This is a genomic window from Enterobacter cloacae complex sp. S1, assembly GCF_014930525.1.
GTDB lineage: Bacteria > Pseudomonadota > Gammaproteobacteria > Enterobacterales > Enterobacteriaceae > Enterobacter > Enterobacter hormaechei_C.
Genome location: NZ_JADBRE010000002.1, coordinates 49,356 through 74,905, shown reverse-complemented (window position 1 = coordinate 74,905; position 25,550 = coordinate 49,356). Strand labels below are relative to the sequence as shown.

At 55.5% G+C, this 25,550-nt stretch carries 26 protein-coding genes and 2 tRNA genes; 13 read left to right on the top strand and 15 right to left on the bottom strand.

Translation table 11 applies throughout. The features are described 5' to 3' along the window. Window positions 1-5: 5 nt before the first annotated feature. Window positions 6-647, bottom strand: a complete 642-nt coding sequence (locus IM290_RS01545; protein WP_017384610.1) for a riboflavin synthase — start codon at window positions 645-647, stop codon at window positions 6-8. Window positions 648-872: 225 nt separating this feature from the next. Between IM290_RS01545 and mdtK the strand changes: the two genes are divergently transcribed. From mdtK to IM290_RS01525, 4 genes are all read left to right on the top strand, one after another. Beyond that, complete coding sequence (mdtK, locus tag IM290_RS01540; RefSeq protein ID WP_017384611.1) at window positions 873-2,246, top strand: MdtK family multidrug efflux MATE transporter; 1,374 nt, start codon at window positions 873-875, stop codon at window positions 2,244-2,246. 153 nt (window positions 2,247-2,399) lie between these two features. Beyond that, window positions 2,400-2,476: transfer RNA gene (locus IM290_RS01535), tRNA-Val, on the top strand. Window positions 2,477-2,480: 4 nt separating this feature from the next. Then, a tRNA-Val gene (locus IM290_RS01530) sits at window positions 2,481-2,557 on the top strand. Between the two features lie 122 nt (window positions 2,558-2,679). Beyond that, a complete protein-coding gene (locus tag IM290_RS01525) occupies window positions 2,680-4,275 on the top strand; it encodes an FAD-NAD(P)-binding protein (RefSeq protein WP_193041984.1) in 1,596 nt (531 codons plus the stop codon). A 27-nt stretch (window positions 4,276-4,302) separates the two neighbouring features. On the opposite strand, the gene IM290_RS01520 is transcribed toward IM290_RS01525, so the two are convergent. Beyond that, the gene (locus IM290_RS01520) at window positions 4,303-4,938 is read right to left on the bottom strand and encodes a carbonic anhydrase (protein WP_015570694.1); all 636 of its coding nucleotides are present in this window, start codon (window positions 4,936-4,938) and stop codon (window positions 4,303-4,305) included. Between the two features lie 72 nt (window positions 4,939-5,010). Further along, entirely contained in the window at window positions 5,011-5,793 is a 783-nt protein-coding gene (locus IM290_RS01515) for an MBL fold metallo-hydrolase (protein WP_032670050.1), read from the bottom strand. Window positions 5,794-5,918: 125 nt separating this feature from the next. Here IM290_RS01515 and IM290_RS01510 point away from each other — a divergent pair, with 125 nt between their 5' ends. Next, window positions 5,919-6,059, top strand: coding sequence for a hypothetical protein (locus IM290_RS01510; RefSeq protein WP_003857665.1), 141 nt, complete (start codon window positions 5,919-5,921; stop codon window positions 6,057-6,059). 58 nt (window positions 6,060-6,117) lie between these two features. Here the strand turns inward: IM290_RS01510 and IM290_RS01505 are convergent, their stop codons facing one another. Both IM290_RS01505 and IM290_RS01500 read right to left on the bottom strand, forming a co-directional pair. After that, window positions 6,118-7,524: a DUF1996 domain-containing protein gene (locus IM290_RS01505; protein WP_193041983.1), complete on the bottom strand. Its 1,407-nt coding sequence runs from the start codon at window positions 7,522-7,524 to the stop codon at window positions 6,118-6,120. A 144-nt stretch (window positions 7,525-7,668) separates the two neighbouring features. Continuing rightward, window positions 7,669-7,836, bottom strand: a complete 168-nt coding sequence (locus tag IM290_RS01500) for a hypothetical protein (protein WP_032653328.1) — start codon at window positions 7,834-7,836, stop codon at window positions 7,669-7,671. A gap of 245 nt (window positions 7,837-8,081) precedes the next feature. Here IM290_RS01500 and IM290_RS01495 point away from each other — a divergent pair, with 245 nt between their 5' ends. The 4 genes from IM290_RS01495 to IM290_RS01480 are packed head-to-tail and all read left to right on the top strand — an operon-like array spanning window position 8,082 to window position 11,145. Beyond that, window positions 8,082-8,912, top strand: a complete 831-nt coding sequence (locus tag IM290_RS01495; RefSeq protein WP_044488997.1) for an ABC transporter substrate-binding protein — start codon at window positions 8,082-8,084, stop codon at window positions 8,910-8,912. Between the two features lies 1 nt (window position 8,913). Then, a complete protein-coding gene (locus IM290_RS01490; RefSeq protein WP_193041982.1) occupies window positions 8,914-9,729 on the top strand; it encodes an amino acid ABC transporter ATP-binding protein in 816 nt (271 codons plus the stop codon). Further along, on the top strand, window positions 9,729-10,475 hold the full coding sequence (locus IM290_RS01485; RefSeq protein ID WP_193041981.1) for an amino acid ABC transporter permease: 747 nt from the start codon (window positions 9,729-9,731) through the stop codon (window positions 10,473-10,475). Before IM290_RS01490 ends, IM290_RS01485 begins: the two co-directional genes overlap by 1 nt. Next, a complete protein-coding gene (locus IM290_RS01480) occupies window positions 10,459-11,145 on the top strand; it encodes an amino acid ABC transporter permease (protein WP_015570700.1) in 687 nt (228 codons plus the stop codon). Before IM290_RS01485 ends, IM290_RS01480 begins: the two co-directional genes overlap by 17 nt. Here the strand turns inward: IM290_RS01480 and fumD are convergent. The 4 genes from fumD to IM290_RS01460 form a co-directional block, all read right to left on the bottom strand. After that, complete coding sequence (fumD, locus tag IM290_RS01475) at window positions 11,126-11,335, bottom strand: fumarate hydratase FumD (RefSeq protein ID WP_003857676.1); 210 nt, start codon at window positions 11,333-11,335, stop codon at window positions 11,126-11,128. The two genes, IM290_RS01480 and fumD, sit on opposite strands and share 20 nt — an antisense overlap. 108 nt (window positions 11,336-11,443) lie before the next feature. Further along, window positions 11,444-12,256 carry a MetQ/NlpA family ABC transporter substrate-binding protein gene (locus IM290_RS01470; protein ID WP_003857677.1) on the bottom strand — a complete coding sequence of 271 codons (813 nt, stop codon included), beginning with the start codon at window positions 12,254-12,256 and terminating at the stop codon, window positions 11,444-11,446. Window positions 12,257-12,279: 23 nt separating this feature from the next. Beyond that, the gene (locus IM290_RS01465) at window positions 12,280-12,948 is read right to left on the bottom strand and encodes a methionine ABC transporter permease (RefSeq protein ID WP_017384621.1); all 669 of its coding nucleotides are present in this window, start codon (window positions 12,946-12,948) and stop codon (window positions 12,280-12,282) included. Next, window positions 12,941-13,963 carry a methionine ABC transporter ATP-binding protein gene (locus IM290_RS01460; RefSeq protein WP_017384622.1) on the bottom strand — a complete coding sequence of 341 codons (1,023 nt, stop codon included), beginning with the start codon at window positions 13,961-13,963 and terminating at the stop codon, window positions 12,941-12,943. The genes IM290_RS01465 and IM290_RS01460 overlap by 8 nt, the downstream gene beginning before the upstream one ends. A gap of 399 nt (window positions 13,964-14,362) precedes the next feature. On the opposite strand from IM290_RS01460, the gene IM290_RS01455 reads away from it, so the two are divergent. From IM290_RS01455 to lpp, 4 genes are all read left to right on the top strand, one after another. Beyond that, window positions 14,363-15,733: a cystathionine beta-synthase gene (locus IM290_RS01455; protein ID WP_193041980.1), complete on the top strand. Its 1,371-nt coding sequence runs from the start codon at window positions 14,363-14,365 to the stop codon at window positions 15,731-15,733. A gap of 12 nt (window positions 15,734-15,745) precedes the next feature. Next, entirely contained in the window at window positions 15,746-16,891 is a 1,146-nt protein-coding gene (locus IM290_RS01450; RefSeq protein WP_032648094.1) for a PLP-dependent aspartate aminotransferase family protein, read from the top strand. A 376-nt stretch (window positions 16,892-17,267) separates the two neighbouring features. Then, window positions 17,268-18,689 (top strand): pyruvate kinase PykF, encoded by a 1,422-nt coding sequence (gene pykF, locus IM290_RS01445; RefSeq protein WP_015570703.1) that lies wholly within the window; start codon window positions 17,268-17,270, stop codon window positions 18,687-18,689. Window positions 18,690-19,001: 312 nt separating this feature from the next. After that, entirely contained in the window at window positions 19,002-19,238 is a 237-nt protein-coding gene (gene lpp / locus IM290_RS01440; protein ID WP_001082307.1) for a murein lipoprotein Lpp, read from the top strand. Between the two features lie 60 nt (window positions 19,239-19,298). Here lpp and IM290_RS01435 read toward each other — a convergent pair whose 3' ends face one another. From IM290_RS01435 to sufB, 6 genes are all read right to left on the bottom strand, one after another. Further along, window positions 19,299-20,312, bottom strand: coding sequence for a L,D-transpeptidase family protein (locus tag IM290_RS01435; protein WP_032648093.1), 1,014 nt, complete (start codon window positions 20,310-20,312; stop codon window positions 19,299-19,301). Between the two features lie 97 nt (window positions 20,313-20,409). Then, window positions 20,410-20,826 carry a cysteine desulfuration protein SufE gene (gene sufE / locus IM290_RS01430; RefSeq protein ID WP_193041979.1) on the bottom strand — a complete coding sequence of 139 codons (417 nt, stop codon included), beginning with the start codon at window positions 20,824-20,826 and terminating at the stop codon, window positions 20,410-20,412. 14 nt (window positions 20,827-20,840) lie between these two features. Further along, complete coding sequence (gene sufS / locus IM290_RS01425) at window positions 20,841-22,061, bottom strand: cysteine desulfurase SufS (RefSeq protein ID WP_193041978.1); 1,221 nt, start codon at window positions 22,059-22,061, stop codon at window positions 20,841-20,843. Next, window positions 22,058-23,329: a Fe-S cluster assembly protein SufD gene (gene sufD / locus IM290_RS01420; RefSeq protein WP_045329716.1), complete on the bottom strand. Its 1,272-nt coding sequence runs from the start codon at window positions 23,327-23,329 to the stop codon at window positions 22,058-22,060. The genes sufS and sufD overlap by 4 nt, the downstream gene beginning before the upstream one ends. After that, window positions 23,304-24,050, bottom strand: coding sequence for a Fe-S cluster assembly ATPase SufC (gene sufC / locus IM290_RS01415; RefSeq protein WP_003857736.1), 747 nt, complete (start codon window positions 24,048-24,050; stop codon window positions 23,304-23,306). The genes sufD and sufC overlap by 26 nt, the downstream gene beginning before the upstream one ends. 9 nt (window positions 24,051-24,059) lie before the next feature. Continuing rightward, a complete protein-coding gene (gene sufB / locus IM290_RS01410; protein WP_193041977.1) occupies window positions 24,060-25,550 on the bottom strand; it encodes a Fe-S cluster assembly protein SufB in 1,491 nt (496 codons plus the stop codon).

Here is a 25,550-nt window from a genome sequence, read left to right as displayed (position 1 = left end):
ATTTTTTATTCTTCTTCCACGGTCTTTATTATCGCCGCCTCTTTCGCCGCCAGTACGCGCTCAACGGTATCCACGACCGCCTGGGTCTGGGGATCAATTTCGATATTTACGCGCTGCCCCAGTTTTTTTGCGCCAAGCGTAGTACGTTGCAGCGTTTCAGGAATTAAATGCACGCAAAAACGCGTTGGCGTCACTTCACCGACGGTCAGACTAATCCCATCGATGCCAATAAATCCTTTATAAAGGATGTATTTCATTAATGACGGATCCTGCACCTTAAACCAGATTTGACGGTTATTTTCCGAGGTCACGATTTTCGCCACTTCTGCGGTGGTCATAATATGGCCCGACATCAGATGCCCGCCAATCTCATCGCTGAATTTCGCCGCGCGTTCCACGTTGACGATATCTCCCACCACCAGCTCACCCAGGTTAGTGATACGCAGCGTCTCTTTCATTAAATCAAAGCTAATCTGGTTACCGTTAATTTCGGTCACCGTCAGGCAGCAGCCGTTATGCGCTATCGACGCCCCGGTTTCAATGCCGTCGAGCATATATTCAGGCAGCTCAACTACGTGAGTGCGGAAATTCGGTTTTTCATCAATGGACACCACTTTGGCAGTGCCCTGCACAATACCAGTAAACATGCTTACAGCTCCTGTTCATTCCGAACGGCGATGACACCGTATAATCCCACCACAATAACAGTTGAAAAAACAGGTTGCCAGTGATGCGCAATTTCTGGCGATTTTTTCACTAGATAATTAGTTAAACCCCGCTACAATAGCTGGCATCCCTCTGTTTTTTCTTCTTGCTGCCAGTAACGGCGGCCTTTTTAGTCTCTCAAATAACTACAATACAAAGGTGTTCACGTGCAGAAGTATATGATCGAAGCGCGTCAGTTATTGGCACTGGCCATACCGGTGATCGTCGCGCAGGTAGCCCAAACCGCAATGGGATTTGTGGATACGGTAATGGCCGGTGGTTACAGCGCCACCGATATGGCCGCCGTGGCGATCGGAACCTCAATCTGGCTCCCGGCCATTCTTTTTGGTCACGGCCTGCTGCTGGCGCTGACGCCCGTTATCGCGCAGCTTAACGGCTCCGGTCGACGCGACCGCGTAGCGCATCAGGTGCGCCAGGGCTTCTGGCTGGCCGGGGGGGTCTCCGTCCTGATTATGATCGTCCTGTGGAACGCCGGGTATATTATTCGCGCCATGCATAATATCGACCCGGCGCTGGCGGATAAGGCGGTCGGTTATCTGCGCGCCCTGCTCTGGGGCGCGCCCGGCTATCTGTTCTTCCAGGTGGCACGTAACCAGTGTGAAGGGCTGGCAAAAACCAAGCCGGGCATGGTGATGGGCTTTATCGGCTTGCTGGTGAACATTCCCGTGAACTATATCTTCATTTACGGTCATTTTGGCATGCCGGAACTCGGCGGCGTGGGCTGCGGCGTGGCAACGGCTGCGGTGTACTGGGTGATGTTCGGCTGTATGCTCACCTACATTAAACATGCGCGATCCATGCGTGACATTCGTAACGACACCTCGTTCAGCGCACCCGACTGGACGCTCATGACCCGTCTCATTCAGCTGGGGTTACCCATTGCGCTGGCGCTGTTCTTCGAAGTGACGCTGTTTGCCGTCGTCGCCCTGCTGGTCTCGCCGTTAGGGATTATTGATGTCGCAGGACACCAGATCGCCCTGAACTTCAGCTCTTTGATGTTCGTCCTGCCGATGTCCCTGGCTGCCGCGGTGACGATTCGCGTGGGCTTCCGTCTGGGGCAAGGCTCGACGCTGGACGCGCAAACGGCAGCCCGCACCGGCCTCGGCGTCGGCGTCTGCATGGCAGTCTGTACCGCGCTCTTTACCGTGCTGTTGCGTGAGCAAATTGCCCTGCTCTATAACGACAACCCGGAGGTAGTGACCCTGGCCTCGCATCTGATGCTGCTGGCGGCCATTTATCAGATCTCTGACTCCATCCAGGTGATTGGCAGCGGCGTGCTGCGTGGGTATAAAGATACGCGTTCCATCTTCTTCATCACCTTTATCGCTTACTGGGTGCTGGGTCTGCCGTGCGGGTACATTCTGGCGCTCACGGATCTGGTGGTGGATCGCATGGGGCCAGCCGGATTCTGGATGGGCTTTATCATCGGCTTAACGTCTGCGGCCATTATGATGATGCTGCGTATGCGCTTCCTGCAACGTCAGCCGTCTGCGGTAATTTTGCAGCGCGCTGCACGTTAATGACACAGTAGCCGCCGGCTGGCGGCTACTTTCTCTTCACTTTGCGCGGTAATGAAGCAATCGCGTGAAATCAGAGAGAAAAATGCATTTTCCCTCTTGCCACCTTGGGGCTGTGCCGCTAATATTCGTCCCCGTTGTCACCGACAACACAATGCGTTCATAGCTCAGTTGGTTAGAGCACCACCTTGACATGGTGGGGGTCGTTGGTTCGAGTCCAATTGAACGCACCATTCTGCGTCCGTAGCTCAGTTGGTTAGAGCACCACCTTGACATGGTGGGGGTCGGTGGTTCGAGTCCACTCGGACGCACCATTTCAGTCCTGAAATGGTGCAAAATCCCTCTTCAAAACGTCTTAATTTCTACCTTCATTGAATGACTTAACCTTTCTCCTGCTACGCTTATTTTATGGTTCAGAAATGCAGGAACGCTTTCGATGAAAAAAATCGCCATTATCGGCTCAGGTCCAACAGGGATTTATACCTTTTACTCACTTCTTAACAACGCAGCACCGCTTTCGATCACCGTGTTCGAAAAGGCAGACCAACCCGGTGTCGGGATGCCCTACAGCGACGAGGATAATTCCCGGCTGATGCTGGCGAACATCGCCAGTATCGAAATCCCGCCCATTTTTATTACCTACCTCGACTGGCTCAAACAGCAGAGTGCGGCCCATCTTGCCCGCTATAACGTCGATAGTGAGAAACTGCACGACCGGCAATTCCTGCCGCGTATTCTGTTGGGTGAATATTTTCACGATCGGTTTCTTGCCGTCGTTGCTGAGGCGAAAAAGTCGGGCTTTCATGTCGAGGTGCACCCCAACGCAGAAGTCACGGATATTAAGGCTGATGCAGACGGTGTGGCCCTTTCAGTGAACGATGCCCCTTTCTCAAGGCGGTTTGATCTTGCGGTTGTTGCCACCGGCCACGTCTGGCCTGATGAAGATGAAACCACCCGCGCATATTTCCCAAGCCCATGGTCAGGGCTGATGGACGCGGAGGTCCGAGCCTGTGAGGTGGGGATCATGGGTACTTCCCTCAGCGGCCTGGACGCTGCAATGGCGGTTGTGATGCAGCATGGCCGGTTTAGCGGGGAGCAGTTCGTTGTCAATAAAGGCAGCGAAGGGCTAAAAATCACGCTGATGTCCCGCACGGGCGTTCTGCCGGAGGCCGACTTTTACTGCCCTATCCCTTATGAACCGCTGTCCGTGTTAACGGAGTCTGTGGCGGAAAGTGAAATCGCCAAAGGCCCGGACGGGCTGCTTGACCGCATCTTTGCGCTGATGGTGAAAGAGCTCGAGCTGGCCGACCCGCGCTGGTGCCAGGCGATATCGCTCGGTACGCTGAATGCCGACACGCTTCGTGATGTCTGGTTTGAGGATCGTAAAAAGCATGGCCCTTTCACCTGGGCCGAAGCGAATCTGAAAGAAGTGGAGCGCAACAAGCGCGAAAAACGCACCGTTGCCTGGCGCTATACCGTGCTTCGTCTGCATGAAGTGGTTCAGGCCATCGTCCCTTCACTCAGTGAGCATGACAGAGAGCGGTTTAAATCCGGGCTGGAGCGTGTGTTTATTGATAATTATGCCGCCATTCCACCGCAGTCTATCCGCCGGTTACTGGCGCTGCGCGAGGCAGGGATCATTAGCGTGGTCGCACTCGGTGATAATTACGACCTGGATATCGGCAGCGATCAGACCGTCATCACCACGGCAGAAAAGCGTTACCGCTTCGACGTGTTTATTGATGCGCGCGGGCAAAAGCCGCTCAAAAACAAGGACATTCCCTTCCCCACCCTGCGTAAACAGCTTGCGGAAACTGGCGATGACGTCCCGGACGTGGGGGAAGACTATACGTTGCTGGCGCCTGCATCACTGCGGGGGCGCATCGCTTTTGGGGCGATCCCCTGGCTAATGCACGATCATCCCTTTGTTCAGGGTTTGTCTGAGTGCGCTGAAATTGGTAAAGCGATGGCGAAAGCGGCTGGAAAACCTGCGTCGGGCGTGCGAAGGAAGTTACCATTCATGGAATTTTAACAGAGCTTCCCTGCCCTGCGGGGCGGGTTACTCGAAGAAGACGTCCGGGTTTTCCGACAGCGACACGAACGATTTAGTGTTCTTGTCCAGGGCAAGGATTTTGCCGCTTTCAATGTCATATACCCAGCCGTGCAGGCGAATAGCGTTGTTGCGCAGGCCTACCGCCACCGACGGATGGGTCTTGATGTTGCTCAGCTGCGCAAAGACGTTCTCCTGCACCATCGCATTCACTTTATCGATTGGCTTATCCCAGGTTTTCTTCTCAACCACCGCTTTTGCCGCATCAGAATAGCGCAGCCAGTGGGAAACGGCCGGCATCGGCTCCAGATCGGCGTTGTCAGCAATCGCCTTCATCGCGCCGCAGTTGGAGTGGCCGCAAATAACGATATCGGTCACGCCCAGGGCAACAACAGCATATTCGATGGTCGCAGAGACACCGCCAGGCTCCGGCCCGAACGGTGGCACAATGTTGCCCGCGTTTCGAATGACAAAGAGCTGTCCTGGCTCCTGTTGCGTAACCAGTTCCGGAACCAGACGGCTGTCGGAGCAGGAGATGAACAGCGCTTTGGGATTCTGACTGGACGCTAAACTACGAAAAAGCTCTTTACGTTGCGGGAAAATCTCTTTTTGAAAGCTGAGAAAACCTTCAATGATATGTTGCATAGCCATTTCTCTTTTATCTGTTTTAGTTTAGGTATGATCGCGATCACACTCGTAAAATTTAACCACCGCGCCTTAGCCGAGACAAGCAATATATTTCTGGCCCGACCGCTGCACGATCTCATCCGCGTTCGCCGGGATGTTCTGCCCTTCAAAGGCCCCGTACAGGCGCTGGTACGTTTTCCCTGTCAGTCGGCCAATCACCGACTCAACTGTGCGGGCAGGCAGTGGCAGCATATTCGGATAACTCCACATAAACGACACGGCGTCTTTACCGGGCGTAACCTGCAAAATATCACCGGCCAGCAGCACGCCGTCGCCTGACTGCCAGTGCAGCACCGTGCCGCCGGCAAAATGCCCGCCCAGCCGCAGAAGAGTCACCAAGGGCATAATCTCCAGGGCGTCCTCCTCCCAGAAGCGTATCGCCGGGCTGTCACGCATCACCCACTGCCGATCGCTGGCGTGCAGGTAGATCGGTGCGTTAAACGCCGCGGCCCACTCCTGCATGGTGGTGTAGTAATGTGGGTGCGAAATCGCGATCGCGCTGATCCCCCCGAGCGCGTTAACTAACGCTCTGGTCGCCGGGTCAAGGTTGGCGATGCAGTCCCACAGAACATTGCCCTGTGGCGTACGCAGCAGAAGCGCCCGCTGGTTGATGGCAAAAGAGGGAACAGTTTTGATGCTGAACAGCTGCGGCTCCAGCTGTTGCCATTTGTTGGTGTGCGTGGTCGTCAGGCTGTCGAAGTCCGTCCATGCCTGGCCCGTCACCGGGACATACTGGCGTTCATCGTCGCAAATCGGGCAGTTTTTGGGCTGTTCATCGTAAGCGGTACCGCAGGTTTTACAGAGTGTAATCATCGGCTTTCCTCAGCAATAAAGCACTGAGTATGGCAGGGATTATCCATATGTGCTGAGGGGTGCCTGGCCCGCTTTTTTTGACTTATACTGTGCCAGTATCAAAAACTGAATAACGCAGGTGGCACATGGAAATTGATCTCGATAACTTAGTCTTTAACGGGCTGGATGAAGCAGAAGAGCGCAACGCGGAACGTCTCGACGATGCGGATAAAAAAGCCCAGGCGATTGTCGCCGATGACGACTGCGGCGATGCCTGCAAGATCTGAAGAAAAAGCACCGGGCTCCCCGGTGCTTTTTTTTATGAATGCCTTTTGCTACCGGCTATCAGATCTCCGGCGTTTTGCTAAACCCGGTCAGCATCAGGATCAGGCTTTGGGGAGATGACCCCGTCTCAAACTGATAGTGATTTCCCTGACGATCGCCGCCGATATACCACGAAATGTCGGTTTTCCCTTCTGCCAGCGCCTTGCGCACCGCTTTATCCACGTCCACCATCCGGTATTCGCGGGAGTGGTTCAGGTACAGCACCGCATCCGAGCGATAGTTGCAGGACGGTCGTGACTGCCAGCTCACGGTGGCCGGTTCCCAGTCGTTACTCGCCGGATAGAAGAAGATTTGATCCGCGCCGTCAGTTTCCACTTTCCCGCCATAAATTCTCACGCGGTATTTAAACTTGGCAGGATCCTGTCCGACAGGCAGCGGAGGGATGTTGAACTTCACCAGCGACAATGTTTCGCTGTTTTTCGTGCGTCCACCGTTCTTCCAGTTATCCTGCACCAGTAAGACCTGGGGATCGGGCTGTGAAAGTGCCGGTTCCATGCTGCTGAGCCAGACGTTAGCCTTCGCTTTTGAATAACCATACGGCACGGTGGTGCCGCAATCCATTCCTCGGTTCATGCACAGGTCGGTCATAAATCGCGCGGCATCTTCCGTCCAGCCGTTCATGAAGTCAGCATGCGCCGTATACAGGCTCCCCCACCGCTCTTCACGCTCACTACCATGCATGATGGGGTCGAGGGAAAGCTGGACTTTACTGGTATCCAGAGAGCTAATTGTCGGGAGCACGTACGCAATATTCATGTTCACCGTCGGGATCTTCACCGGGAAGGCGGACGGACACTGTCCTTTCGTATCGTAGGTGGCGTTAGCCAGGCCGTGGGCGGGCTTCAGGTTGACCCCGTCCCAGCAGTTCGGGAACTGAATGCCGATATTAAACTGCACGGCATCCTTCGCCTTGCGTAAGCCGCAGACTTCACCCGTTCTGGTGGTGTAGCCCTTGCCATTGGCGCATAAAAAGGTGATATGCGTATTTGGCGCGGTGCCATGATGATCGCCCGCCAGCAGCGACAGCCCCGGCGGAAACGGATGAAGCGGCCAGGCGTCAACGTTCGATGCCTGATAATAGGTTTTTTGATAGGCGGGTTTGACCACCGTTCCGTCCGGCAATTTTAGCGACGGAGCCCAGTAGGCCGAGCTGTCTGCTTTGTTATCGCAGGTGGTGTTTTCCTGGGTACGCAGAGATTCACGGCTGGAGTAAGCATCCGCGTGCACGTTACCAAAAAAATCGTGCAGCATAGCCTCATTGGGCATGCCGAACATCATAATGGCATCATCGCCGAGGGTGTGGGAATAACTGCATACAACATGCGCCTGTGGACCAGCGTGTGCCGCCTGCATGGTAAGCAGAAGTGCGGTGGCAGAAAGCGCGGGGGTTAATACTGTCCGTTTCATTATTATCTCCATCTGTGAAAGGAGATAGTGGTAACAAAACGGCCATCATTTACCGAGGATTAGCCTGGGTATTTTTCCCTTCATCCTCGCTTTACAGACACCACGCACAGCTCATTCCAGTACATTTCGCGCGTCCGGCGCAGTTCAGCGTGACGTTTTATCATGGAACCACTCCGGGTCGATGTTGGCTACGTCCACGCCATACAGGCTGGCGACAGGCAGTATTGACTCAAGAACACGTTGCGCGCTGTTCTCCGCATTCACTGGTCGGGGCGCAAAAAACCGCCGTAACGTGCTTATCCATTTTTTCATCGTCATTACCCTTCTCGCTTAACCTGTCCTCAGTTAAACACCCAAATTGCGCCCGGGGGAAATATCAAAATCCACTGTCGATGTGCAGGATCTGCAAATAGCGCCCCGCCGTCTGCTCTCTTCTTTAACACCTTGTTCACTCATGCTTTTTTTCTCATAGCAAAGAACGATTTCTTATTTGGCGATAGCATTCCCTTATGGGAGCGTAACGGGGTAAAACAAAAACAACGGGATGGCGTATGACTATGGCTGCAAAAATGAAAGGGTTTAAAAAACGGGCGCAGGTTCTGGGATTAGTGGCAGCCTGGGGCCTGGTTTCAGCGCAGGCGCAGGCCGATCGGCTGGCGGATATCAAGGCAGCAGGCGTGGTGAAAGTGGCCACGTTTGATGCCAATCCACCCTTTGGCTCGATTGATGCCAAAACGCATGAGATAGTGGGTTACGACGTGGACTTCGCCAAAGCGCTGGCGAAATCGCTCGGCGTCAAGCTTGAACTGGTCGCCACGAATCCGGCTAACCGTATTCCGCTGCTACAGTCCGGAAAAGCGGATCTCATCGTGGCGGATATCACGATCACTCCGGAACGCGCACAGGTCATTGATTTCTCAACGCCTTACTTTGTCACCGGCCAGCAGTTCCTGGTTCCGGCAAAATCACCGGACAAGCTTGATGACTATAGCCGGGCACGCATTGGCGCCGTAAAAGGTACGACGGGTGAACAGGCGCTGCACCAGCGTTTTCCGCAGTCCCGCGTCCTCTCTTACGATGACATCCCGCTGGCGCTGACGGCACTGCGCAATGGCAACGTGCAGGCCATTACCCAGGACAGCACCATTCTGGCCGGTCTGCTGGCGCAGGCGCCGGATAAAGCCGACTTCAAAATCCTGCCCGACCTGCTCAGTAAAGAAGAGATTGGCGTGGGGGTGAAAAAGGGTGAAACGGCGCTGCTGAAAGCCGTTAACGATGAGCTGGTAACCCTGGAGAAAAATGGCCAGGCGGCAAAAATCTATGACGTCTGGTTCGGTCCAGGCACCCCTGCTCCACAGCCTCGTAACTTTAAAATAGAAGCCCGGTAATATGCTCTCAGGTTTATTTTCACGCTCCGCGGCCAATGCCGCGGATTTTTCACGTCTGGAACAGGCCAGCGTTGAGTTTCGCCATGTGGACAAACGCTACGGCGACCATCCGGTTTTAACCGACATTAACCTCACCATCATGCCGGGTGAAGTGGTTGCCATTCTCGGCCCTTCGGGTTCCGGAAAATCGACCCTGATTCGGCTTATCAACCAGCTTGAGAGCCTGAGCGGCGGGGAGATTCTGGTCGACCACAAGCCGACCGGACAGCTTTCCGGCAGCAGGCTACGTCAGTTACGCAGCCGCGTCGGGTTTGTGTTCCAGCAGTTCAATCTCTATGCCCACCTTACCGCCAGCCAGAACATCACCCTGGCACTGGAGCACGTTCACGGCTGGAAACCCCTGCCCGCCCAGGATCGCGCGCTGGCGCTGCTGGAGAAGGTCGGCATGCTGGAGAAGGCGCACCGCTTCCCCGCTGAACTTTCCGGCGGACAGCAGCAGCGCGTGGCAATTGCCCGTGCTCTGGCCTCGTCGCCGCAAATCATTCTCTTTGACGAGCCGACGTCGGCACTCGACCCGGAGATGATTGGCGAAGTGCTGTTTGTGATGAAAACCCTCGCCCACAGCGGGATCACCATGATTGTCGTCACCCATGAGATGCAGTTCGCCCGGGAAATTGCCGATCGAATCGTCTTTATCGACGGCGGAAAAATTCTGGAAACCGCGCCCCCGGCGCAATTTTTCAATCAACCGTCGCATCCCCGTGCGAGGCGGTTCCTGCAAAAAGTGCTGGATCCGCTGCATCAGGAGCAACTGTAATGCCTGCTCTGGACTGGCAGGGGGTGCTGGCCGGACAGCCCCTGCACTGGATCCTCTCCGGATTTCTCACCACTCTGTGGGTGACGCTGGCGGGGATTATGCTGGCCAGCCTGCTCGCCTTGTTCTTTATGCTTTTGCGGCTTTCCGGGGGACGTTTCGGGACAATGATCGTCAGCGGCTGGGTATCGCTGTTTCGCAATACGCCGCTGCTGGTACAGCTGCTGTTCTGGTATTTCGCCGCCTGGAACGGGCTGCCGCAGGGGCTGCGTGACGCGGTGAACGCAGACCACAGCTGGTCCATTTTGCCCGGTGACGTCTGGTGGTTTACGCCCGAGTTTTTATGCTCCGCCTGGGGGTTAGGCGTCTTTACCTCGGCGTTTTTAATTGAAGAAGTCGAATCGGGGCTGCATTCCGTACCTGCCGGGCAACGGGAGGCGGCGCTCGCCCAGGGATTTTCCTCATGGCGTCTGTTTCGCTACATTCTTCTGCCTCAGGGGCTCGCTAACGCCTGGCAGCCCGTCGTCGGCCAGTACCTTAACCTGATGAAGCTCTCCTCGCTCGCGAGCGGGATTGGCTTCGCCGAACTGACCTACCAGGTCCGCCAGATAGAAAGTTACAACGCCCATGCACTGGAAGCCTTCACCGTCGGTACGGTGCTCTACTTGCTTACCGGGATGGTGACGGGAAGCGTGCTGGTGCGCCTCGGCCCCCATTCAGGGAGGAAATATCATGATCCCCGGATTTAACGTTATTGTCGAAAACCTGGATTATCTGCTTTGGGGACGTGCGGCTGCGGGAGAACCCGGCGGCGTACTGCTCTCACTGCTGATGGCCGCAGGCGCCGCCGCGCTTGCCCTGCCCGGCGGGATTGTGCTGGCTTGCGTCGCCTGGCGCTATCCCGGCGTGGTGCGCAGTGCGCTGTTTGCGTGGGCAGAGTTGATTCGCGGGATCCCCCTGATCTTCGTGATATTCTGGATGTGGTATCTGCTGCCACTGATAACCGGCAGGGATCTCCCGGGCGCGACGACCGTCACGCTGGCGCTGGCCTGGTTTACCGCGGCTGCGGTGATGCATTCGGTGTTAGCCGGACTGAGAGCCCTGCCGTCGGGCCAGAATGAGGCCGCGCTTTCTCAAGGGTTCAGTACGCAGCAAACGCTGTGGCGCGTGCTGCTGCCGCAGGCGCTGAGAAATATTCTGCCGTCGCTGGTGGGGATTTTTATCAGCCTGCTGAAGGATACGTCGCTGGCGTTTATCGTGAACGTTCCTGAACTGACCACGGTGGCGGGACAGATCAACAACCGGGTGCAAATTTACCCGGCGGCCATTTTTATCTTCACGGGTGTGATCTATTACCTGCTCTGCTGCTCGCTTGAGCTGCTCGCGAAGCGCTGGCGAGTTAGCCGGCCAGCGCTTTAACCACCGTTTCCATCGCTTTGGTGGTCAACTCACTGCGCTTAACGCGCTGGTTCGCCAGCGCGGTACGCAGAACGCCCGCAATGACAATATGTTTCGGCTCCTGCCCTAAATCACGCATTTCGAGAACGACCTTGCCCACCACCCGACACATCTCCTGGTAAAGCGCTTCGTCTTTGGTCACATTGCCCATTGCCATCACTCCGTTGCCCTAAACCGTCAGCTTAAATCATTCGTCGGCTGGATACAAAAAAGAAGCCCGGCGTGTAGTTCGCCGGGCTTCGTCTGGAAAATCAGGAGATTAGTTGTTTACCGGGATGACTGCGCCTTTGTATTTGGTGCGGATCCAGTCCTGAATCTCTTTGGAGTGCAGCACGTTCACCAGCGCGACGATATCCTTCTTCTTCTCGTCACCGCGATGAACGGTAATGATGTTGGCGTACGGGTTATTCTCACCGCTTTCAACCGCAATTGGATCGTGCACCGGATCCAGACCGGCATCAATTGCGTAGTTGGCGTTGATCACCACCGCAGCACCTTCGTCGTTGTTGTACATCTGCGGCAGCAGAGATGCCTCAACGTTAGGGGTGAATTGCAGCTTTTTCGGGTTCTCCACGATATCGCTGATGCGCGCGGTCACTTTATCGATGCCTGGCTTCAGCTTGATCACACCCTCTTTTTCGAAGATGGAGAGAATACGCCCTTCCTCGGAAACCGCATCACGCATGATGATTTTGCCGCCTTCCGGCAGATCCTTCAGCGATTTGTATTTTTTCGAATAGATACCGATCGGCTCAATGTGGATTGCGCCCGCACTGACAAAGTCATAATCCTTATCGCCCGCGTGATCTTTCAGGACGCTGTTCAGGTAAGGGATGTGCTGGAAATAGTTTGCGTCAATGTCATGCCCCGCCAGCGCCGTATTTGGCAGAATGTAGTCCTGGAACGGTTTAATCTCCAGATCGATCCCCTGCTTCGCCAGAATCGGCTTAGCCTGCTCCAGAATTTCCGCGTGCGGGGTGTTGGACGCCCCCACGGTGAGCGTGTCCGCCCAGGAGGCAAAGCTCAGGGCACTCAGGGTTGCGGCGGCGATCAGTGTCAGTGTCTTTTTCATGATGTGGTTCCTGTGTGTATTTATTAGCGTTTATCTAACAGTGAAGTAATGGCATCGCCGCAGAACTGGATAATGAACACGATGATCAGAATGGTCACCGTTGCCACCAGCGTGACGTCACCATGGTTGCGCTGGAATCCTTCCAGATAAGCCAGATTTCCCAAACCGCCGGCACCTATCACCCCTGCCATTGCGCTGTAGCTCACCAGCGCAATCAGCGTCACCGTCATACCTGAAACCAGTGCGGGTGAAGATTCCGGCAATAAAACCCGAAACACTAACGTGCTCAGCCGCGCGCCCATCGAACGCGTGGCCTCAATGACTCCTTTGTCTACTTCTCGCAAGGCAATCTCGACCAGACGGGCGTAGAACGGCGCCGCGCCCACAATCAGGGCGGGCAGCGCAGCGTTAGCGCCGAGAATGGTCCCCACAACGGTCTTGGTGAACGGGATCAGCAGAACGATGAGAATGATGAACGGAATCGAGCGGAACACGTTCACCACAATCGACATCACGCTGTAGACCGTGCGGTTGTGGAATAACCCGCCGCGGGCGGTTAAAAACAGCGCCAGACCGAGCGCGATCCCCAGGACAAACGTCGCCACGCCGGAAAGCGCGGTCATGTAAAGCGTCTCCTGGGTTGCAGCCCAAAGCTGATCCCACTTCAGGTGCGGAAAGAGTTCTTCAGCCATGCTTGATTACCTCGCCTTCAATATCGCTTTGCTTCAGGTCGGCGAGGATATTGTTCAGTTGTTCGTCCGATGCCACCACGTGCACCCAGAGCTGCCCGAAAACACCGTGGGCGGTTTGCGTCATTTTGCCGTGCAGGATGTTAAACGGCAGGCCGTAGCGCAGGGTCAGTTCACCGACGATCGGCCTGTGCGTGCTGTGCCCGGTGAAGGTCAGCCTGATCACCGTGCCTTCCAGATCGTTTGCCAGTTCGGTGTTGAAGGTCTCTTCCTCCGCGTACTGGCTCACCTGGCGGACAAACTGCCGGGTGATCGGCTGCTGCGGATGCGTAAACACGCTCAGCACGTCCCCCTCTTCCACCACCTTGCCGTTTTCCATCACCGCCACGCGGTCGCAGATTTTGCGCACCACGTGCATCTCATGCGTAATGAGTACGATGGTCAGGTTAAAGCGACGGTTAATGTCCAGGAGCAGATCGAGGATCTGATCGGTGGTCTGCGGATCCAGCGCCGAGGTGGCTTCGTCACACAGCAGTACGTCCGGATGATTGGCCAGCGCGCGGGCAATGCCCACACGCTGTTTTTGCCCGCCGCTCAGCTGGGATGGGTAGGCATTCTCGCGCCCCTTCAGGCCGACCAGCTCCACCAGCTCGGCAACGCGAGCCTGAATTTGCGCTTTTGGCACACCGGCAATTTGCATTGAAAAGGCGATGTTTTCCTTCACCGTGCGCGACCAAAGCAGATTAAAGTGCTGGAACACCATGCTGATTTTCAGGCGTGCCTGACGCAGCGCTTCTCCCTTCGCGGCGGAGATATCCTGACCGTTAATGGTGACGCTGCCGGCGCTGGGCTTTTCCAGACCGTTCAGCAGACGGATCAGCGTACTTTTCCCGGCCCCGCTGTAACCGATGATCCCGTAAATCTGTCCCTGCTCTATCGTCAGGTTGACGTTATCTACGGCTGTCAGCGCCTGTTTCCCGTTGTCAAAAACCTTCGAAATATTGCTGAGTACAATCATTCTTATTCGTTATCCGTTTCGCATATAGCGGTTTAGCAGTATGGATGTCCAAAAGATAGTAAACAGCCGTTATCAGCTTTTAAATGACCAAAAAAGAATTTCTTATAACGCTCAGGAATAAGCAGCGAACTGGCGGGTGAAAAGCATTTAGATGAATATCAGCAATAATTATCTGCCATTTGCATATCAGGTCTTACTCACCCGACGAAATCGGCTAATTTTGCAGCACTTTATGCGGATATAGCCATCCTCACATCCGGACAACTTTACGTCTTGCTGTCTTTCCATCTGAAAACACAAGGATTATTCCTTTCCGTTCTAAAACTCAGTGAAAGGTTCTTTATTGAGAAAATTTCATGGTTCTATCATCCGGTCATCACCTCTTCACAGGACATGACCATGACGCTTTACCACTCCGTCACCGAACTGATTGGCCGTACGCCGCTCATCCAGCTGCACAAGCTGGACACCGGCCCCTGCTCGCTGTTTCTGAAGCTGGAAAACCAGAATCCCGGCGGCTCGATTAAAGACCGCGTCGCGTTGTCGATGATTAATGAAGCCGAGCGTACGGGCCAGCTACGGCCCGGCGGCACCATTATTGAAGCCACGGCGGGGAACACCGGCCTGGGGCTGGCGTTGATTGCGGCGCAGAAGGGCTACTCGCTGATCCTGGTGGTGCCGGACAAAATGAGCCGCGAGAAGATTTTCCACCTGCGCGCGTTAGGGGCGCAGGTCGTGCTGACCCGTTCAGATGTGAATAAAGGGCATCCGGCCTACTACCAGGATTATGCCCGGCGGCTGGCGAACGAACTGCCAGGCGCGTTTTATATTGATCAGTTCAATAACGCGGCCAATCCGCTGGCGCACCGCACCACTACCGCACCGGAACTGTTTGAACAGCTTGACGGCCAGATCGATGCCATCGTCGTCGGCGTGGGGTCCGGCGGTACGCTGGGTGGCTTACAGGCGTGGTTTGCAGAACATTCGCCGCAGACGGAATTTGTGCTTGCCGATCCGGCCGGGTCGGTGCTGGCGGACCAGGTTGAAAACGGACGCCATCAGGATGCCGGATCGTGGCTGGTTGAAGGGATTGGCGAAGACTTTATCCCTCCGCTGGCGCACATCGAAGGGGTTAACCGCGCCTGGCGCATTACCGATCGCGAGGCGTTCACCACCGCCCGCGATCTGCTAAAAACGGAAGGGATCCTGGCAGGCTCCTCCACCGGCACGCTGCTGGCGGCGGCGCTGAAATATTGCCAGGCGCAGACTACGCCAAAACGTGTGGTCACCTTCGCCTGCGACAGCGGCAATAAATACCTATCGAAGATGTTCAACGACGACTGGATGCGTCAGCAAGGGCTGATTTCGCGTCCGCAGGCAGGCGATCTCTCGGACTATATTGCCCTGCGCCACGATGAAGGCGCGACGGTGACTGCCGCCCCGGACGACACGCTTTCCACCATACTGGCCCGCATGCGCCTGTACGACATCTCCCAGCTGCCGGTGCTCGATAACGACAAGGTCGTCGGCATCATCGACGAGTGGGACCTGCTGCGACACATCGGGGGAGATGCCGATCGCTTCTCTCTCCCCGTGACGGCGGCCATGACGCGTCAGGTCGAATATCTGGATAAGCAGGCCCCGGAGAGCGCCCTGTACGCCATCTTTGACCGTGGCCTGGTGGCGATTATTTATGACGAAGATCGCTTTCTGGGTCTGATCACACGCAGTGACGTACTCACCGCCTGGCGTAACCGCCTGACAAAATAAAAGGAGCAAAAGATGAAAAACCTGGCCACCCTCAGCGTTCACAGCGGTGAGTATCACGACCCGCACGGCGCCGTGATGCCGCCAATTTACGCCACGTCGACGTTTGCGCAACCGGCACCGGGTGAACATACCGGCTACGAATACTCCCGGAGCGGCAATCCAACCCGCCACGCGCTGGAGACCGCCATCGCCGAACTGGAAGGCGGCACGCGCGGGTACGCTTTCGCGTCAGGGCTGGCAGCCATTTCCACCGTGCTCGAACTGCTGGATAAAGACAGCCATATCGTCGCCATTGACGACGTGTATGGCGGTACGTATCGCCTGATCGAAAACGTGCGCAAGCGCAGCACCGGGTTACAGGTGAGCTGGGTTAAGCCGGACGATGTAGCCGGGCTTGAGGCCGCCATTCGCCCGGACACGCGCATGATCTGGGTGGAAACGCCAACGAACCCGCTGCTGAAACTGGCCGACCTGGAGGCCATCGCGGACATTGCCCGGCGCCATAATGCGATCAGCGTGGCGGATAATACCTTCGCCTCCCCGGTCATTCACCGGCCGCTGGAGGCGGGGTTCGATATAGTGGTCCACTCCGCCACTAAATATCTCAACGGTCATTCAGACGTGGTTGCCGGGCTGGCTGTTGTCGGGGCAAATAAGGATCTCGCGGAGCGTCTGGGCTATCTGCAAAACGCGGTTGGCGGCGTTCTGGATCCGTTCAGCAGTTTCCTGACGCTGCGGGGGATTCGCACCCTCTCACTGCGCGTTGAGAAGCACAGCGCCAACGCACTGGCAATTGCGCAATGGCTGGAGCAGCATCCTCAGGTAGACCGCGTGTTCTATCCCGGGCTGGCGTCACATCCCCAGTATGCGCTGGCACGCAGACAAATGGCGCTGCCGGGCGGCATGATCTCCGTTGTGATTAAAGGCGATGCGCAACGCGCGACAGAGGTGATCCGTCATCTTACGCTCTTTACCCTGGCGGAAAGTCTGGGCGGTGTGGAAAGTCTGGTGAGCCAGCCCTACAGCATGACCCACGCCTCCATACCACTGGCGCAGCGTCTTGCAAACGGTATTGTGCCGCAGCTTATCCGCCTGTCGGTGGGGATTGAGGATGCGAAGGATCTGATCGCCGACCTTCAGCAGGCGCTGGAAAAGTGAGCAAAAAACGGCGGGCGTTGCGCCTGCCGTCATAAGATGACATTAGACCTTAACGCCTTGATAACAAACTTATGTGAATCTGCACAGATTGTTTTGAAACGCTGTTTCCATTTTCCTTTTTACTGTAAATCAGCGTATAATGCGCGCCAAATCCCTGGTGAATGGTTTCAGCGCTTGGAATACAAAAAACAACGTACAACTTCTCCTCTCCTTCGTTGGGCTGGCACTCAGGCACACTTTCTTCTGCACGCTCATTTGATGTCACCTATTCTTAGTGCGTGTCATATACTCTTTCGCAACACAGGTTTGACTCCGCGGCGGTGCGCCCCCGGAGCGAGATTTCCATATCCTTCCCAACTTAAAGACTAAGACTGTCATGAAAAAGACGAAAATTGTTTGTACTATCGGCCCGAAAACCGAATCCGAAGAGATGCTGAGCAAAATGCTGGATGCCGGCATGAACGTGATGCGTCTGAACTTCTCCCACGGCGACTATGCTGAACACGGTCAGCGTATCCAGAACTTGCGCAACGTGATGAGCAAGACCGGGAAAAAAGCGGCAATCCTGCTCGACACCAAAGGTCCTGAAATCCGCACCATCAAACTGGAAGGCGGTAACGACGTTTCCCTGAAAGCGGGCCAGACCTTCACCTTCACCACCGACAAATCCGTTGTAGGTAATAACGAAATCGTTGCCGTGACCTACGAAGGCTTCACCAGCGATCTGTCCGTTGGCAACACCGTGCTGGTGGATGACGGCCTGATCGGCATGGAAGTGACCGCGATCGAAGGTAACAAGGTTATCTGTAAAGTGCTGAACAACGGCGATCTGGGCGAAAACAAAGGCGTTAACCTGCCGGGTGTGTCCATTGCTCTGCCAGCGCTGGCTGAAAAAGACAAACAAGACCTGATCTTCGGCTGCGAACAAGGCGTGGACTTCGTTGCTGCCTCCTTTATCCGTAAACGTTCTGACGTGGTTGAGATCCGTGAGCACCTGAAAGCGCACGGCGGCGAGAACATTCAGATCATCTCCAAGATCGAAAACCAGGAAGGCCTGAACAACTTCGACGAAATCCTCGAAGCGTCTGACGGTATCATGGTAGCGCGTGGCGACCTGGGCGTTGAAATCCCGGTTGAAGAAGTAATCTTCGCGCAGAAGATGATGATCGAGAAATGTGTTCGCGCGCGTAAAGTGGTTATCACCGCAACGCAGATGCTGGACTCCATGATCAAAAACCCACGCCCTACCCGCGCTGAAGCAGGCGACGTAGCAAACGCCATCCTCGACGGTACCGATGCCGTTATGCTGTCTGGCGAATCTGCAAAAGGGAAATACCCTCTGGAAGCGGTCGGCATCATGGCGACCATCTGTGAGCGTACCGACCGCGTGATGAAAAGCCGTCTGGATTACAACAACGACAGCCGTAAACTGCGCATCACCGAAGCCGTGTGCCGTGGTGCGGTAGAAACCGCTGAGAAACTGGAAGCCCCACTGATTGTCGTGGCGACCCAGGGCGGTAAATCTGCGCGTGCCGTGCGTAAATACTTCCCGGATGCGACCATTCTGGCGCTGACCACCAACGAAACCACCGCGCGTCAGCTGGTGCTGAGCAAAGGCGTAATCCCACACCTGGTGAAAGAGATTGCCTCTACTGATGATTTCTATCGTCTGGGTAAAGAAGTGGCTCTGGAACTGGTTGATTGTGGCCTGGCCCAGAAAGGCGACGTGGTGGTTATGGTTTCTGGCGCGCTGGTTCCAAGCGGCACCACCAACACTGCATCTGTTCACGTGCTGTAATATTTCACGAACAAATTATTGTTTTGTTAAAAAGCGTCCTTCGGGGCGCTTTTTTTATTCCCGCCTTTAACCAGAACTATTCAAAAAGCAAATCGGGTTTTTCTATTTAATCGCGATTTATCTAAGATGAATCCGATGAAAAATGCCTTTTTTAACATAGCTTTTTCGTCAAAATTGCCGATTTCGTTGCTTCTTTGAGCGAACGATCAAAAATAGGCGTAATCCCATCAAAAAAATATTCTCAACCCAAAAAACTTTGTGTAATACTTGTAACGCTACATGGAGATTAACTCAATCTAGAGGGTATTAATAATGAATCGTACTAAACTGGTACTGGGCGCGGTAATCCTGGGTTCTACTCTGCTGGCAGGTTGCTCCAGCAACGCTAAAATCGATCAGCTGTCTTCTGACGTTCAGACTCTGAACGCTAAAGTTGACCAGCTGAGCAACGACGTGAACGCAATGCGTTCCGACGTTCAGGCTGCTAAAGACGACGCAGCTCGCGCTAACCAGCGTCTGGACAACCAGGCTACTAAATACCGTAAGTAATAGTACCTGTTAATAAAATGGCGCACATTGTGCGCCATTTTTTTTGCCTTCGTCAAACCTCTACTGAAGCGCTTTCTCTCCCTCGCCTTCCGCCACCGCCGCTGAGACACGACTGTTCTGTACCGACAGGACAGAATTGCTGGCTGAAGAACCACTGCCTGCTGACACGGCAACCGGGATCCCCGCTCTGCGCGCCAGGGCCTTGTCGATTTGCGTTTTATCGCTACCTGACTCCGCTGCAAAGGCGGTAAACGCCGCCGAGTGCGTGAACGGCACCGTCTGTGGGTTTTCGCCCTCAGCCTGCGCCAGCGGCCTGTGCACCTCGATATAACGTTTGCCGTCCGGCTCGACGGAGAACTTCACCGGCTCATTGATGATCTGCACCCGCGTGCCGACGCGCACTTGCTCAAACAACGCTTTGATATCGGGCGCGTTCATCCGCATACAACCCGAGCTGACCCGCAGCCCTACGCTGTCCGGCGCGCTGGTGCCGTGAATAAGATATTCCCCATTCCCGATACCCAGACGAAGCGCAAAACGCCCCAGCGGGTTATTTGGCCCTGCGGGTACCACAGGCGGCAGTTTAATGCCCTGGGCCAGTGAGCGCGCTCTGATGCCCGCTGTGGGGGTCCAGGTAGGGTTAGGGATTTTCTGACTCACACGGGTGGTGCTGACCGGTGTTTCCAGCCCAAGCTGACCAATACCCAGCGGATAGACCTGCACGATATTTTCGCCAGGCGGATAGAAGTAAAGACGCAGCTCCGCCAGATTCACCACAATGCCCTCGCGCTCGGTGTCCGGCAGTAGCATCTGGGAAGGGATCGTAATGACCGTTCCTGGCGCAGGGTTCACCGGTGCAATGGTATTATTGGTTTCAAGGATCAGCTGTGCGGCGGTATTAAAGCGACGAGCGATAGACTGAAGTTTATTGTCACCTTCCTGAATGGTGTATGTCTGGTTTTGCCCAATCAGGCGGCTGCCTGCGGGCGGTAAAGGATAATCAACCGCCCAGGCTGAATTAACAGCACTGAGCGAACCAAGGAGTAATAGAGTTATTAGAGACGCGCGCTTCATGCTGAGATTCCTTATTCACTGACCAAACGTCAGAAAGCTGAAAAACCAGCGAGGTGGAAACCACCTCGCGAAACAGAATGAATGCTGTTCTGTCAGTTTAGCTAATGATTGCGGCTTTGGCGCGTATGGCGCGGATCATCGCTTCCAGTCCCTGGGATCGGGACGGGGTGAGGTGCTGGGTTAAGGCCATTTTTTCAAACCACGGGCGAACGTCAAAGGCGACAATATCCTGCGCCGACATCTGGTGATAAAGAATAAATACGACGGCAATAAGCCCCTTCACAATGGCGGCATCGCTGTCACCCTGTAATTCAATTACGCCTTCATCCGTCTGCTGCATCAGGATCCAGACCTGGCTCTGGCAGCCCTGAATGATGTTGTCCGGGTTATGCGCCTCTTCGCTGAGCGGCGGCAGGCGCTGGCCCAGCTCGATAATATAAAGGTATTTCTCTTCCCAGTTCGCGCAACGCCCAAAGTTGCGCAGCAATTTATCTCTGTCCGGCAAATCTGCCATCTCTCGCCTCTCCGTTAGCCAAGCAGCTGGTGAATACGTTTTAGTCCCGCCACCAGTCTGTCGACCTCTTCCGTTGTGTTATACATCACCAGAGATGCGCGGCACATGGCCGGTACCTGATAATACGCCATCAGCGGCATCGCGCAGTGATGCCCGGTACGTACGGCGACGCCGTAATTATCAAGGAAACTGCCTACATCATAGGCGTGATGCTTGCCGAGGTTGAAGGCTATCACACCCAGACGGTCAGCAGGGCCATATAAGGTCAGTTCCGGGACGCTGGCCAGCTCCTGCAAGGCATAATGCATCAGCAGCTGTTCGTACTCCTGAATCGCCGCCAGCCCCGTTTCAGAGACGTAGCTAATGGCCGCGCCCAGCCCGATGATCCCGCCCGTGTTGGGCGTACCCGCCTCGAAGCGCCAGGGCGCACGGGCGTAGGTTGTGCCGTCCGTCAGGCTGACGGTGGCGATCATTGACCCGCCCCCTTCCCACGGCGGCATGGCCTGGAGAATGTCCTCTTTCACATACAACACGCCGATGCCCGTCGGGCCATACAGCTTGTGCCCGGAGAAGACGTAGAAATCGCAGTCCAGAGCCTGAACGTCAACCGCATGGTGCATCACCGCCTGGGCGCCATCAATCAACACTTTCGCACCAACCTGATGGGCTTTGTCGACGATCTGCGCCACCGGATTTTCCGTCCCCAGCACGTTTGAAACGTGGGTCACCGCCACCAGCCGCGTTCTGTCGTCCAGCAGGGCGTCCAGCTTTTCCAGCTGGAGCGTGCCGTCTTCATTCAGGGGGATCACCCGCAGTTGCGCCCCCACACGCTCACAGAGCATCTGCCAGGGCACGATGTTGGCATGGTGCTCCATCTGGGTGATGATGATGTTATCCCCCGCGTGCACCTGCGCATTGCCCCAGCTGTTAGCCACCAGGTTGATCCCTTCGGTGGTGCCGCGCACGAATACCAGCTCTTCCGGCGAACGCGCGTTGAGGAAGGCCGCAACCTGCGTGCGCACGTTTTCCATGCGCTGGGTCGCCTCGGCGCTCAGGGTGTGGATCCCGCGATGTACCGCCGCATAACCGTGGCGGTAAAACTCGGCTTCCGCATCCACCACCTGATTTGGTTTTTGCGCGCTGGCCGCACTGTCGAGATAGGCCAGCGGCAGACCGTTCACTTCACGGGTCAGTACCGGAAAATCTGCCCGGACTTTCTCTACGGGAAATGTCATGCTTCGCCTCCAGGCAGACGCTGACCGATACGGGCCAGCACCTGCTGTTTAAGTCCGCCATCGGGCAGCGCTTCCGTCAGCTCAGCCGCAAAGGCGTAAATAATCATCTTTTGCGCGGCCTGCTGGTCTATCCCGCGCGAGCGCAGGTAGAACATCTGCTCATCGTCAATACGCCCGACCGTCGCGCCGTGGCTGCATTTCACGTCGTCCGCATAGATTTCCAGCTGTGGTTTGGTGTCCACCTCTGCCAGACGTCCCAGCAAGAGGTTGTTGTTGGTCATCTGCCCGTCAGTTTTGATGGCGTGCTGCGCCACGTTGATCAGGCCGTTAAACACCGCACGTCCTTTGTCGCTGACGATGGTTTTGTGCAGCTGACGGCTGTTGCAGTAGCCTTTGTTATGCTCAAGCCAGGTGCGCGTGTCGCACACTTCTGACTTCACCGGCATCGCCAGGCTGTTAATACGCAGCGTAGTGTTTTCACCGTTCAGCTGGGTGCTGGTATTGTGGCGCAGCACCGCGCCGCCAAGCAGGAAGCTGTGGCTGTACGCCGCGGCATCCTGGCCCAGCAGAATATCGTTGTGGGCGAAGTGGTGACTGAGCGGATTCTCAAACGCCAGCTTGATGTGGTGCAGCTGGGCATTGGCCGCCACGTTCATCGTCAGACGCGAACCGGTAAAATGACGGGTGTCGTTAAGGCTGACGTAATGCTCGATCACCGTCGCCTCCGCCCCTTCTGCCAGCTCAAGATGGTGGCGATAGTGGGCGGTGTTAATCTCATCACCCTCAACGCCCTGGGTGATATGCATCAGCAGCAGCGGTTTCGCCGGGCGCTGGTTACGCTTAACGCGAATATGGGTGACAGATTGCGACAGGCTCTCTGTCAGGTGCAGGAAGACTTCAGGCTGAACGGGCGCGTTCAGCGACTGACGTTCATCGTTAATGACGATATCGAACCCGCTCTCCTGCACGCTGTCGCTCAGCTCCGCACGGAACAGACCGTCGACAAACACCAGACGCACGGCATCCACGCTCAGCGCCAGCCTGTCGCGCTGATCGGGGCTGACCTGCGCCAGACGGGTGACAAACTCGCCGTTCAGCAGGCCATCCAGCGGGGTATATTTCCAGTTCTCATGTTTACGCGTCGGTAAACCGAGACGCAGCATCTGCTGGAGATGGTGCTGAGCCTGTTCAGAGCGCGCTCCACCCTGCGCTTCAAACAGCCGGTGCCACTGCTGAAGTGCATTACTGCTGTTCGGTAAGCCAGCCATAACCCTGCTCCTCCAGTTGTTTAACCAGCGTAAAGTCACCGGATTTCACAATGCGTCCCTGGTAAAGCACGTGGACATAGTCCGGTTTGATGTAATCCAGAATTCGCTGATAGTGAGTCACGATGATAAATGAGCGGTTGCCGTCACGCAGGGAGTTCACCCCGTCGGCAACGATCTTCAGGGCATCGATATCCAGCCCTGAATCGGTCTCATCGAGAATGCACAGCGCCGGTTCCAGAACCGCCATTTGCAGAATATCGTTACGTTTCTTCTCACCGCCGGAGAAACCCACGTTTACCGAGCGGGTCAGCAGATCTTCCGGCATTTTCAGCAGCTTGATCTTCTCTTCCATCAGATCCTGGAAATCAAAGCGATCCAGCGCCTCAAGGCCGCGATACTTGCGCACCGCGTTCAGCGCGGTTTGCAGGAAGAACTGGTTGCTGACGCCCGGAATTTCCACCGGATACTGGAAGGCCATAAAGATGCCCTCGCCGGCACGCTCTTCCGGCGACATCTCCAGCAGATCTTTGCCGTTAAACTCAACGGAGCCGCTGGTAACTTCATAATCTTCGCGTCCTGCCAGCGTCGCTGAAAGCGTACTTTTCCCGGAGCCGTTTGGCCCCATGATGGCGTGAACTTCACCCGGTTTGACGTCAAAATTGAGGCCACGCAGGATCTCTTTCTCTTCCACGCTAACCTGTAAATCTTTAATGCTTAACATGTGCTTTCCTTAACCGACGCTGTGTTCAAGACTAATGGCGAGGAGTTTCTGGGCTTCAACGGCAAATTCCAGCGGCAGTTCAGAGAACACGTCCTTACAGAAGCCGTTAACGATCATTGAAATCGCATCTTCTTCACTGATCCCGCGTTGCAGGCAGTAGAAAAGCTGATCTTCACCAATACGTGACGTAGTTGCCTCATGCTCAAGCTGGGCGCTGTTATTGCGGCATTCGACATACGGGAAGGTATGCGCCCCGCAGTCCGCGCCAATCAGCATGGAGTCACACTGGGTGAAGTTACGCGCGTTGGTTGCCGTCGGCATGATTTTCACCAGCCCGCGATAGCTGTTCTGGCTGTGACCGGCAGAGATCCCTTTGGAGATGATGGTCGATTTGGTGTTTTTACCGATGTGGATCATCTTGGTGCCGGTATCGGCCTGCTGATGACCGCTGGTCAGCGCCACGGAGTAAAACTCACCGATGGAGTTGTCGCCGCGCAGAATACAGCTCGGGTATTTCCAGGTAATGGCGGAGCCGGTTTCTGACTGTGTCCAGGACATTTTGCTGTTTTCGCCTTCGCACAGCGCGCGTTTGGTGACGAAGTTCAGAATACCACCGGTGTTGCCGTCGCCCGGGAACCAGTTCTGTACCGTAGAGTACTTCACCTCCGCATCTTTATGGATGATCACCTCTACCACCGCCGCGTGCAGCTGGTAGCTGTCGCGCACAGGAGCGGAGCACCCTTCGATGTAGCTAACGTAGCTGCCTTCATCGGCCACCAGGATGGTGCGTTCAAACTGGCCGGTTTTTTCCGCGTTGATGCGGAAATAGGTCGAGAGCTCCATCGGGCAGCGCACGCCTTTCGGCACGTAGATAAAAGTACCGTCTGACGCCACCGCCGCATTCAGTGCCGCGAAGAAGTTATCGTTACTCGACACCACGGTACCAATATACTTTTTCACCAGCTCGGGGTGATCGTGAATGGCTTCACCAAAGGAACAGAAAATGATCCCCTGCTCCGCCAGTTTTTCACGGTAGGTGGTTGCCACCGAGACGGAGTCAAAAATGGCGTCTACCGCCACCTCTTTGCCTTCGCGCACGGGCACGCCGAGCTGATTAAACGCCTCTTCCACCTCTTTACTCAGGAAGCTGTTCTCCGCGCCGGTTTGCTGAACGGCACCGGGTTGCGAGGCGCAGGTGTCATCACAGCTGCCGCAGGAGGGCGCAGAGTAATAGCTATAATCCTGATAGTTCAGCTTATCGTAATGCGCTTTCAGCCAGTGGGGTTCTTCCATCTCCAGCCACGCGCGGAATGCGCTCAGACGAAACTCCAGCATCCACTCCGGCTCGTTACGTTTCGCCGAAATGGCGCGCACGACCTCTTCGTTGATGCCTTTCGCCAGCTCATCGGTTTGCAGCTGCGTAAAGAAACCCTCTTTATAGTTGAGGTGTCCGCCGCTCCAGGTGTTTACATCACTCGTTGCTTCAGTATTACGAGACAT